The following is a 17,583-nucleotide window of genomic DNA, read 5'->3' on the forward strand; positions in this document are numbered from 1 at the left end:
CGCGTGCTTCGGGGCTCACATCACGAACCTTGGAGATGTCGAATTCCGGTCCGCCTGCCGAAAGCTGTCGGGCCGCGGCGCGCGCCCGATCTATCCAGGTGTCGGGAGCCTCACCCTCGGCAACGATGCGATCCTTGACGACCGAAAGTCGCACCGAATCCGGCGGAGCCAGCGACGCCGTCAGCCGCTTCAACACGAACTCCGGTTCAAGGCTCTGATAGAATTGCCAGTTCGCATGAACGCGGGCGGGATCGACCTGCGTTCCCGACAGCAGCGACTGCGGGTCGGCGGCAAGCGGGTCTCTCAGGCCGGCAATATAGAATTGGCCATCGCGCAACGTTTGTTCGGCAACGATGATGCCAGGCTGGGTCTCCAGTCGCGATAAATAGGCCTGCCAGCGCTGCCCGGATTGCCAGGAAAGAAAGAACCAAATGCCCGTCGGAATCAAAACCAGCAGGACTGCGGCCACCACCAGCCACGGAAATCCCTCGTTTGATTCCTCGTGCTTCAGTTCAACACAGGTTTGCAACTGCGTCTCTACGCTGGCCAGTTGCGAACTGTCGCCGTCGAACTGCTCCAAAGCCTGTGAGTATTCATCATGGATGCGGAGCAATACGTCGCGAATTATTTCGTGGAGTTCTTCCGGCGGATTGCCCCTGATCACCGAAACCAGTGTCGCAAATGGTCCAACCTCCGACCAGAGACGAAGCTCCCCAAAACGGATAGTGTCCAGGCCGCTCTGTTCTTTCTCCTTAAATGAGTCGCTTACAAAATCCTGAATTGCGCTGAGCATCGAAGAAATGAGCTGAGGATCCTCGCTCGTAGCATTTTCGGCAGTTACATGTGCAATCAAAAGCCCGGAACTGCGGCTGATGAGAAAGACGTGTTCTACACGATAGACAAGAGAATGATTAAGAACAACTTCCGAGAAGCTTGCACCCGTCCTCCAAGCTTCAAATCTCCACTTAAGCCCATGCCAGGTAAATATATGTCTTAAAGATTCATTCAGCGACTGAAAGGTCTGGTCGATCTTTTCGCCGATCGACTTGCGAATAGCGGGCAGAAACACCGGGTACAGTATATCCGTCAGCGTGCGCGGGTTCTTCTGGATGGACCTTTGCGCAGCCCTCTCGACAACCGGCACAAATGCCTCGCCGAGTTGCGCATGAGACGCACGTGCGGCTGCATCGGGGAGAACGCTCCCCACTGCTGCCGCAAGCTGCTCAGGTTCGTCAAGCAGGTGCGCAACTCGTGAAAGTTCCGAAATTTCGCGGCCGACCAGCAGCTGGCGAAGCGTTTCCATGCGACGATCGGCGGTTGGAATTCCGTCGAAAAGCGCACCGTGGTCCGGATCAACGTTCCGGGCAATTTCGACCAAAAGCCGAGCCAGAGCCTCGCGATCAATCTCGGTATCGTTCGCAGCGGCTCTTTCAGAAGGGTTGATTGGGTCGACGGTCGACCTCAAGTTCCGATCAACTCACTTTCCAGCTGCGTTCCGAGTTGCCCTTGCTGCCGATGGGATCCTGATTCAGACACTTCGCAACCTCGATAAACAGGCCAGCCAAAAGATTTCGGTCGGTCTTGACGTTGCTGAGATCGGAAAAGAATTTCTCCATTAGCATCTGAACGCTTTCATTCTTCTGCTTGATTTCCTCACGCAGCGAATGGTCGCTTCGATTTATCCGATCCGAAACTTCGCGCTCAAGCTCGCTCAATTGATCCGACAACGAGCGCACCTGCTTTTCAAGTGCCTGATTTTGTTCGCGAAGATTCCGGTCAATCTCCTTGTCGGCATCGGCTCGTGCGTCTTTTTCGTTGCGCAATTGCCCCGCAAGTGAATCGACCTGCTTCTTTGCATTTGACTCGTACATCTCAAGATTGCGCTTGGCCTCGGATTCGACATCCTTGAAGCGCTGCAAGAACCGTTCTTCAAGCTTGGAAAAGCGGCGGTCATAGTCCTGCATCTGGTTGCCGAACAGCAGATCACGTATCTTGTCGACACCTACAGCCTCGCCGGAAACCCCGCTCTCGCGAACCTGGGCCGCCATGAAATTCAGCCCGTTTTCGGCTGGATTACCTATCAGATTTGCGTCCGCTTTATTTGCCGAAGAAGCGGCATTCGAAGAGTCCTTAGCCATCCTCACGCCCAATCGCCAGAGTGCAAAACTCGGAGAATAGGAAATTATGTCAGACAAATACCCTGCCTGCAAGCCGGAATCCCCTTGGCTTAAGCCGATTCGTGCGTTCCTTTTTCGTCTCTTGGACTAGCAACGCATTGTCGGTGCAGCCCGTTGCTTCTGGCTTAAATAATTGCTCTCACCCATAACACCCCCGCTCCACCGCCAGCCTCTTCACCAACCCCAGCACCCCATCGATGGCCGGCGTCGGCTTGCCCGTCAGTCGCCCAAGCTCCTGCACGGCTCCCACCAGCGCGTCGATCTCCATCGGCCGGCCGCGTTCCAGGTCCTGCAGCATCGATGTCTTGTGCTCGCCGACGTCGCCGGCGCCCTTGATGCGGCGGTCGACGTCTATGGCGAAGCGCACGCCGAGGCTTTCCCCGATCGCCTGGGCTTCCAGCATCATGGTGCGGGCAAGCTGGCGGGTGCCTTCGTCGGCGACGATCGCGGCAAGCGTGCTGCCGGTCAACGCCGAGATCGGGTTGAAGGAGAGGTTGCCCCACAGCTTCACCCAGATCTCCGAGCGTATGTCGTCGCGCACCGGCGCCTGCAGCCCGGCCTTGACCATTTCCTGCGCCAATGCCGTCACCCGCTCGCTGCGCTCGCCGGAGGGTTCGCCGAGCGAGAAGCGCTTGCCCTCGACATGCCGGATGAGGCCGGGCGCATCGACCTCGACGGCGGGGTAGACCACCGAGCCGATGACGCGCTCAGGCCCGATCCGCTGCCAGATCGCGCCGCCCGGATCGACTGCGTTGAGCCTGGTGCCTTCGAGCGGCCCGCCGACCTTGTGAAAGTACCACCACGGCACGCCGTTCTGCATGGTGACGACCGCGGTGTCCGGACCGAGCAGCGGCGCTATCTGGTCCAGCGCCGGGGTGAGCGAGTGGGCCTTCAGCGCCAGCACCACGATGTCCTGGACGCCGAGTTCCCCGGCCTTGGCGGCGGCACGGACGCGCGCGACCGTCTCCTTTCCGTCCTCGATCAGGCGCAGGCCGTCTGCCTCGATCGCTTCGAGATGGGCGCCGCGCGCCACGATCGACAGATCGGTGCGGCCGGCGATCGCCAGCTTGGCGGCGAGATAGCCGCCGATCGCGCCGGCGCCGAAAATGGTGATCTTCATTGTCAAAGCCCGAGTTTGGCGGCAAGGCCGATGCGCTGTAGCTTGCCGGTCGCGCCCTTGGGGATCTCGTCCAGGATCAGCACCTTGCGCGGCACCTTGAAGTCGGCGAGCCGCATCGCCGCATGGCTGCGGATATCGCTTTCAGTGGCGCTCATGCCTTCGCGCAGCACCACTGCCGCCGCCACCTCCTCGCCGAGCTTGTCGTGCGGCATGGCGAAGGTGACCACTTGCGCCACCGCCGGATGGTCCATCAGCACGTCGTCGACCTCGAGCGGCGAGATCTTTTCGCCGCCGCGATTGATGATCTCCTTCAGCCGGCCGGTGACCCGGAGATAGCCGTCCGCGTCGAGCACGCCCTGGTCGCCGGTGTGGAACCAGCCATGCGCGAAAGCCGTCGCATTGGCATCCGGGTTCTTCTCGTAGCCGCCAGTGACATTGGGCCCGCGAATGACGATCTCGCCGGTCTCGCCGGCTTCGAGCAGCCGCCCGTCCGGCGCCATCACCGCCACGTCGGGTCCGGCCGATGCCCCGACACTGCCCGGCTTGCGCAGGCCCGGCGGCAGCCGGTTGGAGGCCATCTGGTGCGCGGCTTCGGTCATCCCGTAGGATTCGATCACCGGGCAACCGAAGGTCCTTTCCAGTTCGGCCATCACCTGCGCCGGCAGCGATGCCGAGGACGAGCGGATGAAGCGCAGACGCGCCGCCGCCAGCCCCTCTTCATTGCGGGCCGCGCGCGGCAGGATCGCCTGATGCATGGTCGGCACCGCCGTGTACCAGCTCGGCTTGGCGTCGCCCAGCCACTGGAAGAAGCGCAACGCGTTGAAGCCCGGCGTGCAGTAGATGCTGCCGCCCGAGGCCAGCGACGACAGCACCGCCGCGATCAGGCCATGGATATGGAACAGCGGCATGATGTTGAGGCAGCGGTCACTGGCCGTCAGGCCGAGCGTCGCGCCGATATGGGAGGCGGACGCCGCGATGTTGGCGTGGCTGAGCGGCACCAGCTTGGGCCGCGAGGTCGTGCCCGACGTGTGCAGCAGAAGCGCGACGTCGTCATCCTCAGCCATGTCGGACGCCGCCTGCGGGCCGACCGACGCGCCTTCGATGGTGAAGCTGCCGGCAGGGGCGTCCGGCGGCACGACAAGCCGCAGCACGCCGATGCCGAGGCGTTCGGCCACCGCCACGGCCGGGCCGGCCTCGGTCTCCGCGACAAGGATAGCCTTGGCACCGATATCGGTGAGGTAGAAATCGAGCTCGTCGGCCCGGTAGGCCGGATTGAGCGGCGCCGTCGCGGCGGCCGCCGCCACCGCGACGAAGGCTGTCGTCATTTCCGGCCCGTTCGGCAGCACGATCGCCACCCGGTCGTTGCGGCCGATGCCGAGCGCGTGCAGCCGGCTGGCCGTGGCCGCGATCAGCGCGCGCAGGCCGCCATGGGTGAGCGTTGCGCGGTCGGGCGCCAGGATGGCCGGGGCGTTGTCGGCGCCTGCAACGAGGCGGTGGGAGATGTCTGGATGGCTTTGGGTCATGGTTACCGGCACTATTTCAAACGATGGGTTGTGAAAGTCCAGCTGAAGGCAATTGTCAGCCTTGGCGCCGCCCCTCATTGCCCTGCCGGGCATTTCTCCCCGTATAGTGACGGGGAGAAAGACGCTGTCGCCGATGATTTTCGTCAACTGCTAGCGTTTCCGCGAAAGCGCCGAGGGAGCGGAGCCGCCCTCTCCCCGTCACTATACGGGGAGAGGATGCCGGCAGGCAGGTGAGGGGCAGCACCAGCGCCTGAAAAGGAAGGCCAAACTTGAATTGAGCACTTGCCAATTTCCGCCCTGCCACCTCCTTGCTCATCCCCTCAATAACCCAGCGCCAACCCGTCCTTGCGCGGATCGGACGCGCCGGTCAGCGTTCCCTTCTCCCAGTCGATCAGCACCACCTGGCCGCCGCCGAGCGGGTGGGGCGGCTCCGTGACCTCATGGCCGCGCCGGCGCAGGCCCGCGATCGTCTCGGCGGGCACGCTGCGCTCGGCCTCCACAACGCCATCATTGTAGAACACGCGTGGCGCATCCACCGCCTGCTGCGGGTCCATGCTAAAGTCGATCATGTTGGTCAAAAGATGGACATGCCCGAACGGCTGGTAGCCGCCGCCCATCACGCCGAACGGCATCACCACGCGGCCGTTCCGGGTCGCCATGCCGGGCATGATCGTGTGCATCGGCCGCTTGCCGGGCGCGATCGCGTTGGGGTGCGCCGGGTCGAGGCGGAAGCTCGAGCCACGGTTCTGCAGCACCACGCCGGTCCTCGGGCCGACGACGCCGCTGCCGAACGAATAATAGGTCGAGTTGATGAAGGAGACCGCGTTGCGGTCGCGGTCGACGATCGAGATATAGACCGTGTCGCTGTCCGGCAGGTCGACGCGCGGCAGATGCGTCATGGCGCGCTCGCGGTCGATCTCGGCGCGGAGCCGGTCGGCATAGGCGCTGGACAGAAGCTCTCTCACCGGCACCGGGACATGATCCTGGTCGCCCAGAAAGGCGTCGCGGTCGCGGTAGGCCAGCCGCCCGGCCTCGATCTCCAGATGCAGGCGTTCGGCGCCATTGGGATCGAGCCCGCCAAGCTTGAACCCTGACAGCACGTTCAGCATCAAAAGCGCCGTCAGCCCTTGGTTGTTCGGCGGCATCTGGTGGATGTCATAGCCGCCATAAGTGACGCTGACCGGCGCCACGTAGTCCCCTCTGGTCGTAGCGAAATCCTCATGCGAATGAAGCCCGCCCAGTTCATTGAGCCGGCGCACCATGTCGTCGGCGACGGTGCCTTCGTAGAATCCGGCGCGGCCGTGCTTGGCGATCACCCGCAAGGTGGCGGCAAGCTCCGGCTGGCGATGGACATCGCCGGCCTCCGGCGCCTTGCCGCCCGGCAGGAAGATGCGCGACGCATGTTCGTCCGCCGACAGGTCGGTCTCCGGCTCGGCCCAGTCGAAGGCGACGCGATCGTGCACGACATAGCCGTTCTCGGCATAGTGGATGGCCGGCGCCAGCACCTCGGCGAGGCCCTTGCGGCCATGGTCCTCCAGCAGCCGACACCAGGCGTCGATGGCGCCCGGCACGGTCACCGCATGCGGCCCCTGTTTCGGCAGCTCGGCAAAACCCTGCGCCAGATACCAGTCGACGGTCGCGCCCGCCGGCGCGCGGCCGGAGCCGTTGAAGGCCAGCACATTGCCTTGTCCAGCCGGACAGTAGAGCACGAAACAGTCGCCGCCGATGCCGGTCGATTGCGGCTCGACCACCCCTTGCACGGCGGCCGCGCAGACCGCCGCGTCCATGGCGTTGCCGCCGGCGCGCAGCATATCGATGGCAGCCAGCGTCGCCAGCGGGTGCGAGGTGGCGGCCATGGCCTCGGTGGCACGAACCGGCGAGCGGCCGGGAAACTGGAAATCACGCATTGTTGTCTGGGTATCCCCTGGTCACTTGAAGCGAATTGGTCCGATGAAATCAAGGACGGCGGCCGAAGATCTGCGCGATTGCCAAAAGCACGACCGACAGCACGATCAGGCAGGTGGAGATGGCGGCGATCGTCGGGTCGATCTGGTCACGCAGCGCATTGAACATGCGGCGCGTCAACGTCGTCGTCTCGCCGCCCGAAATGAACAGCGAAACCACCACCTCGTCGAAGGAGGTGATGAAGGCGAACAGCGCGCCCGAGACGATCGAGAAGCGGATCTGCGGCATGGTCACCTGCCAGAACGCCGCGATGCGCCCGGCGCCCAGGCTGCGCGCCACCCGCTCCTGGTTCATGTCGTAGGACCGCAGTCCGGACAGCACGGTCAGCACCACGAGTGGCAAGGCTTGCACCGTGTGCGCGATGACCAGGCCGGTCAGCGTGTTGTTGAGCCCGATGCGGGCATAGAGGAAGAAGGTACCGATGCCGATCAGGATCACCGGGATGATCAGCGACGCCGTGAGCAGGCCGTTGATGGTGCCGTTGAAGCGCAGGGTCCCCCGGTTGATGGCATAGGCGGCAGCGGTGCCGAGCGGCGTCGCCACCAGCACGGTGATGAGCGCCACCTTCACCGAGACGATCGTGGCGTCGCGCCATTCCAGCGACTGGAAATAAGTCTGGTACCAGCGCAGCGACCATTCCTGCGGCGGAAACTGCAGCAGCGTCGAATCCGAGAACGACATGATGACGATGATGACCGACGGCGCGATCAGGAACAAAAGCACAAGGCCGCCCAGCGCATAAATCCACAGGCGTTGCCAGTGCGAAATCGGCAGGCTCCCGTTCATCGCGAACTCCACACGCCGGTGGCGCGCGCGCCGAGCAGCCACCGGAATAGGCCGAGCAGCGCCAGCGTGACGACCAGCAGCACCACGCCAAGCGCGGCACCCGCGCCCCAGTTGGAATAGAGGCTGGTTGTCTGTTCCATGCGCATCGCCCACATGACCACCTTGCCGCCGCCCATCAGCGCCGGGGTTACGAAGAAGCCGAGACACAGCACGAAGACGATGACCACACCGGAGGCGAGGCCGGGCAGCGACAACGGAAAGAAGATCTGCCGGAAGGTCGCGACGGGACCGGCGCCGAGGTTCATGCCGGCGCGCAGGCAGTCGGTGTCGATGGTCTTCATCGAGGCGTAGAGCGGCAGGACGAGGAAGGGCAAGAGGATGTGCGTCATGCCGACGACGACGCCGGACAGGTTGTTGGCGAGCGACAGCGGCTGGCTGATGACGCCGAGGTCGATCAGCCAGCTGTTGATTAGGCCCTTGCGCTGCAGGATCACCAGCCAGGCATAGGTGCGCACCAGCACCGATGTCCAGAACGGCAGGATCACGAAGATCAGGCAGATCGACGCCGCCCGGCGCGGCAGTTGCGATAGCATGTAGGCCAGGGGATAGCCAAGCAGCACGCAGGCGCCGGTGACGATGAACGCAACCTTGAAGGTGGTGACGAAGGTCTTGATGTAGGACGCCTGCTCGAAGAAGCGCGCGTAATTGGACGCGCTCAAGGCGCCGGTCTCGTCGAACAGCGACAGCCAGAACAGCCAGCCGATCGGCACGATGATGATGGCGCAGACGAGGAAGAGGCTGGGGGACAGCAGCGCCAGCAGCCGCAGCGACTCGCGCCGCGCGTCGGCGCGCAGTGCCTGCGCATTTAGGTTCCGGCCGACGCCGCCGGCAGTCCCCTCGAAGAGGGCGGATTGCGCGCTCATTCTTCGGCCGCCACCAGGATCGTGTCCTGCGCCTCAAGGCCGAGGCGGATCGGCTGGCCGGGCGCCGGCAACCGCGCCAGCACATCACCGCGGCAGTAGTCGCGCAACGTCAGCTGGCGGCCATCGCGCAGCTCCGCGTAGCAGACGAAACTGTCGCCCTGGTAGATGATGTCGGCGACCGTGGCATCGAAGACATTGATCCCGTTCGACGGCTCCGTTGGGGTGACCAACCGCAGCTTTTCCGGCCGCACCACCATCAGGTGCCGGCCCGCGGCCGGGGCCGGCATTGCTGTGTGAATGCGTCTGTCCCCGCACCAGACCGCCCCGTCGTGGCATTCGACGGGCATGAAATTCGATTCGCCGATGAAGCCGGCGACGAATTGCGTCCTGGGTGCGGCGTAGAGCGTTTCGGGCCGGTCGAGCTGTTCGATGCGGCCGGCGTTCATCACAGCGATGCGGTCCGACATGGTGATGGCTTCGCGCTGGTCATGCGTGACATAGACGGTCGTCATGCCAAGCCGCCGGTGCAGGGCGCGCAGCTCGATCTGCATATGCTCGCGCAGGCCCTTGTCGAGCGCCGACAGGGGTTCGTCCATCAGCACGATGCGCGGCTCGAAGACGATGGCGCGCGCCAGCGCCACGCGCTGACGCTGGCCGCCGGAGAGCTGGTCGACCCGCCGTTCGCCCAGGCCCTGCAGCTTCACCAGTTCCAGCGCCTTTTCGACACGCTGCGCCGTCTCGGCCGTCGCCACGCCACGCTGCTTCAGCGGAAAGGCGATGTTGTGGAAGACATTCATATGCGGGAACAGCGCATAGTTCTGGAACACCATGCCGATGTTGCGCTTGTGCGGCGGCGTGGTGATGATCTCGTCGTCGCCCACCTTGATGGAACCGGCATTGGCCCTGACGAAACCGGCGAGGATCATCAGCAGCGTCGTCTTCCCGGATCCGGAAGGGCCAAGCAGGGTCAGGAATTCGCCCGCCGCGACATCGAGGTTCAGGTCGCGCAGGACCGATACGGAGCCAAATCGTTTCTCGATCGCGCGCATGCCGATCGGCAGCGCGGATGGCGCAATGGACAAGGTCACTTTCTCCCTAGCCGGCAAAGTTCAGAAGACGGAAGGCAGGGCAACGCTAGTGCCGCCCTGCCTTGTCAAGGCTTATTGCTGGATCAGATTGTTGAACTTCTCGGTCGCCTCGACCAGATTGTCGCGCCAGAACTCGGCATCCTGCAGCACCTGCTTCTTGACGTTCTCCGGCGACGAGTTGATGTCCTTGATCCGCTCCGGGGGAATCTTGCCGGTTTCGAAGGCCTTTTCGTTCACCGGTCCGTTGTCGACATAGAGCGGCAGATTGGCCTGCAATTGCGGGCTGACGAACATCGCCAGCGCCTTCATCGCCGCGTCCTTGTTCTTGGCGCCCTTCGGGATCACCATGCAGTCGGTGGTCAGCACGCCCTGGTCGAAGGAGAAGCTGACCGGCGCGCCTTCCTTCTTCAGGGTCCCGGCGCGGCCGTTCCAGATGCTCGCCATGTCGACTTCGCCGTCCTTGACCAACTGCATGGCCTGCGCGCCCGACGTCCACCAGGCGTCGACATGGCCGCGGACCTTGTCGACCGATTTCAGCGCGGCGTCGATGTCGACGGGATAGACCTTGTCGATCGGCAGGCCGGAGGCGAGGGCGGCGACGCTCAACGTCTCGGTCGCCTGGCTGCTGCTCAGCGCGCGCCGCCCCGGAAATTTTTCCACGTTCCAGAAATCCGCCCAGGTCTTCGGGCCTTTGTCGCCGAAGACGTCGGTCCGGTAGATCAGCACGACGGAGGTGTAGGAGATGCCGACCCAGTCGTCATGGACGAGCTTCGGGTTGATGCCGCTCTTGTCGATAATGCCGTAATCGAGCTTTTCGAACAGCCCTTCCTTCGAGCCGCGCGCGCATTCGTCGGCGCCGAGTTCGGTGAGGTCCCACTTCACCGCGTTGCCGGTTACTTGCAGTCGCACGTCGTCAAGCCCGTTGGTGGTGTCTTCCTTGATGGTGATGCCGAGCGCATCGGCGGTCGGCTTGAAGAACGCCTTTGTCTCCGCCTCCTGATAGGTGCCGCCCCATGAGGCAACGGTGATCGTGTCGGCGGCGACGGCGGGCACTGCCACGGAGGCTGCGAGGCCGGCTATCGCGAAAGCTTTAAAGCTGCTGGTCCTGTTCATTTCAGTTCTCCACCAGTGTTCCCATTTGTTTTTTGATTTGGCATGCGATTTTGTATACAATTTTGAATGTAGCCAAGGGATCGGTGTTGTCAACACCGGCCGGCGCGATCTATTCGAGCCGGGCAAGCCTGTGAGAGACGCCGCCACGCGCGTGGCAAATTGGACCGACAACGACTACAAACGGGGCAATGTCCGGCCTGAGTGCTGGAAGACTGGAAGCGGATCTTGGCCAAGGAAACGAAAAACACGCTGCGCGACTCGGTCTACGCCTCGCTCAAGGCGATGATCGTGACCGGCCAGATTCCGCCTGGCGCCCGCGTCACCGAGAGCGACATCGCGGCGAAGCTCAATGTCAGCCGCACGCCGGTGCGCGAGGCCTTCAATCGGCTGGAGCGCGACGGGCTTGTTACCGGCCGGCCGCGCCAGGGCTATGCCGTCACCGAGTTCGACATCAACATGTTCCGCGAGGCCTTCGACATCCGCGAACTGCTCGACGGCCATGCCACGGAACTCGCAGCCGTCGCCGCGACCGACAAGGACAAGGCACGGTTGCGCGTGATGCTGGCCGAATGCGAGCGGCTTGCCGCCATTCCCGATCGCACGACAAAAGAGAAATTCCAGGAGCTGGAGGTCGGCATCGACCTGCACCGCGTCATTGCGCAGATCAGCGGCAACGCCATGCTGCACGGCATGCTGTGCGGCATCCTCGACAAGTGCCAGCACTATGTCTGGACCGAACTGTTGTGGCTCGACGAATGGAAGATCGCCCGCGACGAGCATGCCGAGATCGTCGAGGCCATCTGCGCCGGCGACGCCGGCCGGGCCGGCATGCTGGCGCGCGCCCATGTGCGCGGCTCGCGCGAGAACGTGTTGCGCCTGCTGCAGGCCAAGTCCGATTACCAGAGTTTTCTCGCAAAGGCGTCCTGAGCGGGTTGGGACCGGCGCGCCGTCAGCCTTTGCGTTCCTGAAGGCTGTTGCCGCCGTCAACCACCAGCACGGCGCCATTGACATAGCTGGCGCCCTCCGATGCCAGGAACACGACCGCCGCAGCCACTTCATCGGGCCGGCCGGCCCGCGCCGGCGGCGTATGCAGGGCCGCTGCCAGCTCCATCGCGCTCGACGCGCCGGTTTCGATCCAGCCGGGCGCGACCGCGTTGACGGTTATGCCGTCCTTTGCCATTTCCAGCGCCAGTGCGCGTGTCAGGCCGACCATGCCGGCCTTGGCGGCGGAATAGGCTGATGTGCCTTCGAAAGACACGATCGGCCCGGTGACCGACGCTACATTGACGACGCGTCCGTAGCCCGCTTCGACCATCGCCGGCAGAAACGCCTTTGTGACGAGGAACGCGGTCTTCAGGCTGACGTCGATTCCTTGATCCCAGTCGGCCTCGGTCATCGAGACAAACGCCTTGTCGGCCGACGGCGATGCCAGCGAGCCCATGCCGGCATTGTTGACCAGGATATCGACCGCGCCGGCGGCCACCTGCAGCCGCGCGACATCGGCAGCCAGGGTGAGATCGGCAACCGCGGCAGTGGCATCGATGCCTTCGCCGCGAAGCTCCGCGGCGCGATCCATCACACGCGCACTGGCCCCGGTCAGGAAAACGGCGTGCCCGGCTTTGCCGAGGTGACGGGCAATGGCGAAGCCGATTCCGTCAGCCGCTCCCGCGCCGGTAATCAAGGCGCGTCTGATCTTGCTGGTGGTCGCGGCCATGCGGGCTCCTTGGGGCTGGCATCATTTTCGATTGGATTGGTTTGCCGGTTTACCGGCGCGCCCGCAATCCGACCTAATAAGAATGTTGGCGCAAGAGAGCGCAATCCGAACGAGGATATCCCGGCGCCAACGGGTCCGCGCCCTCCGTGCGAAAGACGACATTTTTGACATGCCGGGGATGCGCAACAACCGAGGCGGCGGGTTGCAATCATCTCTTCGATGATTGGGGAGGCTGCATAAGCTGAAGCTTATGGACTCCTCCGGCGATTCGAGCAAAGGTCAGGGCGCGGCGCTGCTGCCGGGGCCGGAAATGAGCGACAGTTTCGGATACATCGCGTTCGGCGATGACGAGCTATACGCGCGCGGCGCGCTCTTCAGCGCGCTGAGGCTGCTGCACTATTGCCCGGGCGCGAAGATCACTGTCCTCACCGACAGGCCGCAGATTTTCGACGGCTATCCCATCGGGACGATGGAGCTTGCGGCGAGCCGGATGGCCGAAATGTCATTTGGCGGCCGATACCGCTTCGGCATCAAGGCGGCCGGCATCATCGATCTGCTGGAGTCCTGCGAGCGCCTGTTCCTCATGGACACGGACATGTATCCGATTGGCGACATTTCAGGCTGTTTCGGCCAGATTTCCCCCTCACATTCCGTCATGAACAGGTGCGAGGGCCGGCCAAAGGCCCCCTACCGTGCCCTCGAAGGCAGGCATTTCATGCTTGGCGAGAAAATGCTGACCGGAAGCGAGCCGATGTGGAGCAGCGGGGTCCTGGGTGTCCACAATGCCGCCCTTCCCGCACTGAGCGACGCCTATCATGCAATCGAGCAACTGATCGGTGTCGTAAGGGCGCATACGCCGGAACAATTCTGCATTGGTGTCGCGTTGGCCAGGGATGGATGCAGGATAACGCCGCACCGGCTGCCGATCCGAAACTACACCACGAGGGGACAGAAGCTCTTTGCCCAGCGACGGCTCGAAGCCTTCTTTGCCGGCTATGGCCACCTCGGCGTGGGCGAGCAGATCGAGCAGGCCGCCAGATACAGGCTCTGGCGGGCGCCGATGGATATGTGGAAGCAGCGGGGCATCTGGCATTTCTGATGCGTCCGGAAGCGGCTCCGGGAGGACGGTCACAGGCAAGCACTCACGTAACGGTTCTCATCCATGCCAGGAACGACTCGATGATCGCGGATCGCGGACTGTGATGCATCCAGACGACATAAAAGCTGTAGCCCGGCAAGGACAATGGATGCGCCTTGACGAGCGAGCCGTTCTCCAGTTCACGGCCGACCACAACGTCACTGCAGATCGCAATGCCTTGCCCGGCGACGACCGCATCGATCGCGTGCAGTTCCTCGCGGAAGCTCAAATCCCAGGCTTTGTCCGGGACCAGGTCCGGATCGATCGAACGGGCCGTCGCCAGCCACCGGGGCCAGGTGGGGGCGTCCGGATCCCGGTTCATCCAGTCAAAATGGATCAGGGGATACCGCAGGAGATCGGCGACACGCTCGATCGCCCGTCCGTCGCTCGCCAACAATCGGGGACTGCAAATGGGAAAGAAGGAATCGCGGCACACTTCCTGAGCGGCAACGCCCAAAGGCGGGCGGCGCGTGTAGCGGATCGCAACATCCGCGGCGCCGGCACGAAGGTCGAGTACCGCGTCCGTTCCGATGATCTCCAGTGGCACGGCCGGGTTGGCCTCTCGCCATTTCGGTAACCGGGGCACCAGCCATCGGCTTGCGAAAGCGTTCGGGCTCGTCACCCGCAATGGCGATTGAACATCCGGCTCGGCGACTGCGGCAAGAAAGCCTGCGAGAAGATCAAAGCCGTTGCGAAGGATAGGAAACAGTCGCGCTCCCGCACTCGTCAGCACGAGCGGGCGTGGCCGGCGCTGGAACAGCTTGCGACCGCATATTTCCTCCAACGAGCGGACCTGATGGCTGATCGCCGTCGGTGTCACGCCGAGCTCCGCTGCTGCCGCCTTGAAGCTGCCGAGCCGGGCTGCGGCCTCGAAGGCGTGCAAGGCGCGGAGCGGCGGACAGTTTCTCATGCCGGCAGCGTAGATGAATTCCTCTCATCCAGCAGCTAAGAATTTCGCTTTTGCAGAAGGCTGGTCCCTGTGAGACCGTAGTCCCGTTGGAGCAAGGACGATAACGATGGAGATTCCACGACAGACCGATGTGCTATCGGGCCGATCCCATTTTTCGAGTCCCGTGATCGAACAGCTGCGGCAAGGCTTGCGCGGCGAACTGGTGTTGCCGACAGACCCCACCTACGGCCAGGCGCGTGGGGTCTGGAACGGGGCGATCGACAGACGTCCCGCTGCCATCGTCTTTTGCGCCCATCCCGATGATGTCGTTCTTGCCGTGGCCTGTGCCAGGTCACAAGGCTGTCTCGTGGCCGTTCGCAGCGGCGGCCATAACGTTGCCGGTCTGTCCGTCTGCGATGGCATGGTGATCGATCTATCCCGCATGAAGAAGATCGTCGTCGATCCCGAGCGCCGCATCGCCAGGGCCGAGGCTGGCCTCAATCTCGGCGAATTCGATGCCGCCACACAGGCCCACGGTCTTGCGACGACCATGGGCGTCAACAGCGACACCGGCATTGCCGGCCTCACGCTCGGCGGCGGCTTCGGCAAGCTTGGACGCAAGAACGGCCTGAGCTGCGATAATCTGATCGCCGCTGAAATCGTCACCGCCGACGGCCGGCTGTTGCGGACAAGCGCCGGCGAGCATCCCGAACTGTTCTGGGCCTTGCACGGCGGCGGCGGCAATTTCGGCATAGTGACGGCGTTCGAATACCGGCTGCATCCGCTCGGCCCGGCTCTTCTCGTCGGCTCGGTGCTTCACGCCTACGATCATGCGCGCGAGGCCATGCGGTTTTACGATCGGTTCTCCCGAGAAGCCCCGGACGAGTTGAGCGTCGACGCCGCGCTCGTCACGTTGCCGACGGGCGACCGGGGCTTCAGCATCTCGGCCTGCTATGTCGGGTCACCCGAAGCGGGCGAACCTGTCATCGCACCGCTGATGACATTCGGATCCCCCATCGAAAGCCGCCTTCAGGCCCTTCCTTATCTCCAAATTCAATCGGCGGGCGATAGCCTCTTTCCACGCGGACGGCGCTATTACTGGAAGGCGCAGTTCCTGCGCGAGATCAGCGACGGTGCGATCGACGCGTTGCTCGACCGTTACGCGGCGGCTCCCAATCACTCCAGCCTGCTGGTTTTCCAACAGGTCGGCGGAGCCATCGCCCGCGTGCCGGCATCGGATTCGCCCTACGCCAATCGCGACGCGGCTGTCGATTGCTTCCCGATCGCCATCTGGGACGATCCCGCCGATGACGAGGCGAATATAGGCTGGGCGCGCGACCTGTGGAATGCGGTGAGGCCATTCTCTACCGGCGGTGTCTATGCCAACAATCTCGGTGATGAGGGCGACGAGCGCGTGCGGGACGCTTATGGTGGAAACTATGCACGTCTCGCCGCCATCAAGACGCAATACGACCCGACCAATTTCTTCCGACTGAACCAGAATATCAGGCCTGGGTAATTCGCAATCCGTGAGAGAACCTTGCGCAGCCGCTGGACGATCCTGGCTGTCCTGTTCGTCGCCCGCGCGGCAATGGCGTTTCAGTTCCAGAGCGTCGGCGCCGTCGCGCCCCTTGCCGGCGATAGTCTTGGCGCGAGCCTGGCCGACGTCGGCGACAAGGCGATCGTTCTCGCCGGCCTGCTGATGATGCTGGCGGGTGAATGGCATGACGGCGTGGCCGTCCTGGAGCCCGCCCACAGGCGCATCGGCGATGTATCGGAGGCCGCACGCGCCTTGCGACGCAATTTTGCGATCAAGGGCGTCTATTTGCAGCCGTTTTCGGCGATCGTCGTCTTCCAGTCGGCCGCGATCCCGTCGAGCGTCTCCTTTGCCGATCCCCCATCCCTGAGCAGGTAGGGTGCCAGACGTGCGTTCATCTGATCGACGAGCTTGGCGTAGTAGGGTTCTGCCCAGAAGTCCTTCGCCACGAAGAGGCTCTGATAAAACGCTTCATTGTACGGCGTAGCGTTGCGGAACTTCTCCGACTCCAGAATGTGGGCGTCGGCGGTATAGCCGCCAAGGTCCGCCCATTTCTGCTGCGTGTCGTCGCGAGCGAGCCATTCAAGGAACTTCCTGGCTTCCGCCTGTTTGCGCGAATAAGAGACGATCGAAATACCTTGGCCCCCCAGCGCCGTGAATCGATCCCCGCCCGGTCCAGCCGGGCTGGCGAAGAATCCAGTAACGGAGGCGTTCGGATTTATCGCTGGATTCGCCAGCGCCGGAAAGAAGGCGAAGAAGTTCATACTCATTGCCGCCAGCCCCCCGGTGATCGCCAGGTCTTCCTCTCGATTGGTGGTGTTACCCCAGTCCGGCGGCGTGAAGGAATAGAGTTCCTTGTAAGCCTCAAGCGCCTTGATGGCTTGCTGCGAGTTAACGATGCCTTCGACCGCACAAGTGCTGTAGTTCCCGAGCTCGCCGCCATAGCTGAACAATTCGGACATGAAGCCCATGATCAGCCCGTCGCCGTTCTGCTCTGTATAGATCGCGACACCATAGCGCGGTGGGTTGGCGTGCGGTCGGTAGAAGAACTCGGCGATGTCGCGCAGCTGCATCCAGGTTTTCGGCGGGGCGAGGTCGTAGCCGTACTTCTCTTTGAAGGCCTTCATTTCGGCGGGATCCTCGAACCAATCCTTGCGGTAGGCCCAGCCGACCGCGTCGGCCTCGAGCGGAACGGCCCAGTAGCGTCCGCTGCCCCTTGGATATTCGGAATAATAAGTCATCGACGCCGGGGTCATGACCTTGGTCAGGTCGCTCTCCTTCACGAGATCGGTCAGCTCGGCGTAGTGACCCTCCGTGGCGCCGGCTCCAAGCCATTGCGAATCGCCGACGACCATGTCGTAGGAATCAGAGTGGGCATTGAACTCCATAAATGCCTTGTCTTGGAAACCGGGCCAGTTCACGGTCTCGACCGTGACCTTGACCCCGGTCTCCTTCTCATACTCGTCGGCGAGCTCCTGCAGATAGTTGGCCGGATCCCATTCTGCCCACAGGATCGTGAGTTCGGTTGTCGCATCAGCCTGGCTGCTAGGCGGCAGCAGTGCAACGCCCGCCAACAGGCCGACCCACATTCGTTTGAGCATGGCTCTCCT

Annotated in this window: 15 protein-coding genes and 1 pseudogene; 4 read left to right on the forward strand and 12 right to left on the reverse strand. The window is 63.3% G+C overall.

Annotated elements, in window-relative coordinates; translation table 11 throughout:
- From FJ934_RS11920 to FJ934_RS11965, 9 genes and pseudogenes are all read right to left on the reverse strand, one after another.
- A pseudogene (locus FJ934_RS11920) lies at positions 1 to 1,465 on the reverse strand (OmpA family protein); the annotation flags it as partial.
- Between the two features lie 7 nt (positions 1,466 to 1,472).
- Positions 1,473 to 2,138: a hypothetical protein gene (locus tag FJ934_RS11925; protein WP_140609827.1), complete on the reverse strand. Its 666-nt coding sequence runs from the start codon at positions 2,136 to 2,138 to the stop codon at positions 1,473 to 1,475.
- A 178-nt stretch (positions 2,139 to 2,316) separates the two neighbouring features.
- Entirely contained in the window at positions 2,317 to 3,297 is a 981-nt protein-coding gene (locus tag FJ934_RS11930; protein ID WP_140609828.1) for a 2-dehydropantoate 2-reductase, read from the reverse strand.
- 2 nt (positions 3,298 to 3,299) lie between these two features.
- Entirely contained in the window at positions 3,300 to 4,820 is a 1,521-nt protein-coding gene (locus FJ934_RS11935; protein WP_140609829.1) for an acyl--CoA ligase, read from the reverse strand.
- 320 nt (positions 4,821 to 5,140) lie between these two features.
- The gene (gene ggt, locus FJ934_RS11945; protein WP_140609830.1) at positions 5,141 to 6,727 is read right to left on the reverse strand and encodes a gamma-glutamyltransferase; all 1,587 of its coding nucleotides are present in this window, start codon (positions 6,725 to 6,727) and stop codon (positions 5,141 to 5,143) included.
- Positions 6,728 to 6,776: 49 nt separating this feature from the next.
- Positions 6,777 to 7,571: an ABC transporter permease gene (locus FJ934_RS11950; RefSeq protein WP_140609831.1), complete on the reverse strand. Its 795-nt coding sequence runs from the start codon at positions 7,569 to 7,571 to the stop codon at positions 6,777 to 6,779.
- The gene (locus FJ934_RS11955; RefSeq protein ID WP_140609832.1) at positions 7,568 to 8,494 is read right to left on the reverse strand and encodes an ABC transporter permease; all 927 of its coding nucleotides are present in this window, start codon (positions 8,492 to 8,494) and stop codon (positions 7,568 to 7,570) included. Before FJ934_RS11955 ends, FJ934_RS11950 begins: the two co-directional genes overlap by 4 nt.
- A complete protein-coding gene (locus FJ934_RS11960; protein WP_140609913.1) occupies positions 8,491 to 9,576 on the reverse strand; it encodes an ABC transporter ATP-binding protein in 1,086 nt (361 codons plus the stop codon). Before FJ934_RS11960 ends, FJ934_RS11955 begins: the two co-directional genes overlap by 4 nt.
- 78 nt (positions 9,577 to 9,654) lie before the next feature.
- The gene (locus FJ934_RS11965) at positions 9,655 to 10,695 is read right to left on the reverse strand and encodes an ABC transporter substrate-binding protein (protein ID WP_140609833.1); all 1,041 of its coding nucleotides are present in this window, start codon (positions 10,693 to 10,695) and stop codon (positions 9,655 to 9,657) included.
- A 225-nt stretch (positions 10,696 to 10,920) separates the two neighbouring features.
- Between FJ934_RS11965 and FJ934_RS11970 the strand changes: the two genes are divergently transcribed.
- Positions 10,921 to 11,622 (forward strand): GntR family transcriptional regulator, encoded by a 702-nt coding sequence (locus FJ934_RS11970; RefSeq protein ID WP_181165590.1) that lies wholly within the window; start codon positions 10,921 to 10,923, stop codon positions 11,620 to 11,622.
- Positions 11,623 to 11,644: 22 nt separating this feature from the next.
- On the opposite strand, the gene FJ934_RS11975 is transcribed toward FJ934_RS11970, so the two are convergent.
- The gene (locus FJ934_RS11975; RefSeq protein ID WP_140609835.1) at positions 11,645 to 12,409 is read right to left on the reverse strand and encodes an SDR family NAD(P)-dependent oxidoreductase; all 765 of its coding nucleotides are present in this window, start codon (positions 12,407 to 12,409) and stop codon (positions 11,645 to 11,647) included.
- A 310-nt stretch (positions 12,410 to 12,719) separates the two neighbouring features.
- Between FJ934_RS11975 and FJ934_RS11980 the strand changes: the two genes are divergently transcribed.
- Positions 12,720 to 13,508, forward strand: coding sequence for a hypothetical protein (locus FJ934_RS11980; protein WP_140609836.1), 789 nt, complete (start codon positions 12,720 to 12,722; stop codon positions 13,506 to 13,508).
- Positions 13,509 to 13,551: 43 nt separating this feature from the next.
- Here the strand turns inward: FJ934_RS11980 and FJ934_RS11985 are convergent, their stop codons facing one another.
- Positions 13,552 to 14,430, reverse strand: coding sequence for a LysR substrate-binding domain-containing protein (locus FJ934_RS11985; RefSeq protein ID WP_246671493.1), 879 nt, complete (start codon positions 14,428 to 14,430; stop codon positions 13,552 to 13,554).
- Between the two features lie 190 nt (positions 14,431 to 14,620).
- Between FJ934_RS11985 and FJ934_RS11990 the strand changes: the two genes are divergently transcribed.
- Both FJ934_RS11990 and FJ934_RS28360 read left to right on the forward strand, forming a co-directional pair.
- Positions 14,621 to 15,955, forward strand: coding sequence for an FAD-binding oxidoreductase (locus tag FJ934_RS11990; RefSeq protein WP_246671494.1), 1,335 nt, complete (start codon positions 14,621 to 14,623; stop codon positions 15,953 to 15,955).
- A 21-nt stretch (positions 15,956 to 15,976) separates the two neighbouring features.
- Complete coding sequence (locus tag FJ934_RS28360; protein ID WP_246671495.1) at positions 15,977 to 16,351, forward strand: hypothetical protein; 375 nt, start codon at positions 15,977 to 15,979, stop codon at positions 16,349 to 16,351.
- Here the strand turns inward: FJ934_RS28360 and FJ934_RS12000 are convergent.
- Positions 16,258 to 17,574 (reverse strand): extracellular solute-binding protein, encoded by a 1,317-nt coding sequence (locus tag FJ934_RS12000; protein WP_140609839.1) that lies wholly within the window; start codon positions 17,572 to 17,574, stop codon positions 16,258 to 16,260. The two genes, FJ934_RS28360 and FJ934_RS12000, sit on opposite strands and share 94 nt — an antisense overlap.
- Positions 17,575 to 17,583: the final 9 nt, after the last annotated feature.

The sequence above is a fragment of the Mesorhizobium sp. B2-4-12 genome (genome assembly GCF_006441575.1).
Taxonomy (GTDB): domain Bacteria; phylum Pseudomonadota; class Alphaproteobacteria; order Rhizobiales; family Rhizobiaceae; genus Mesorhizobium.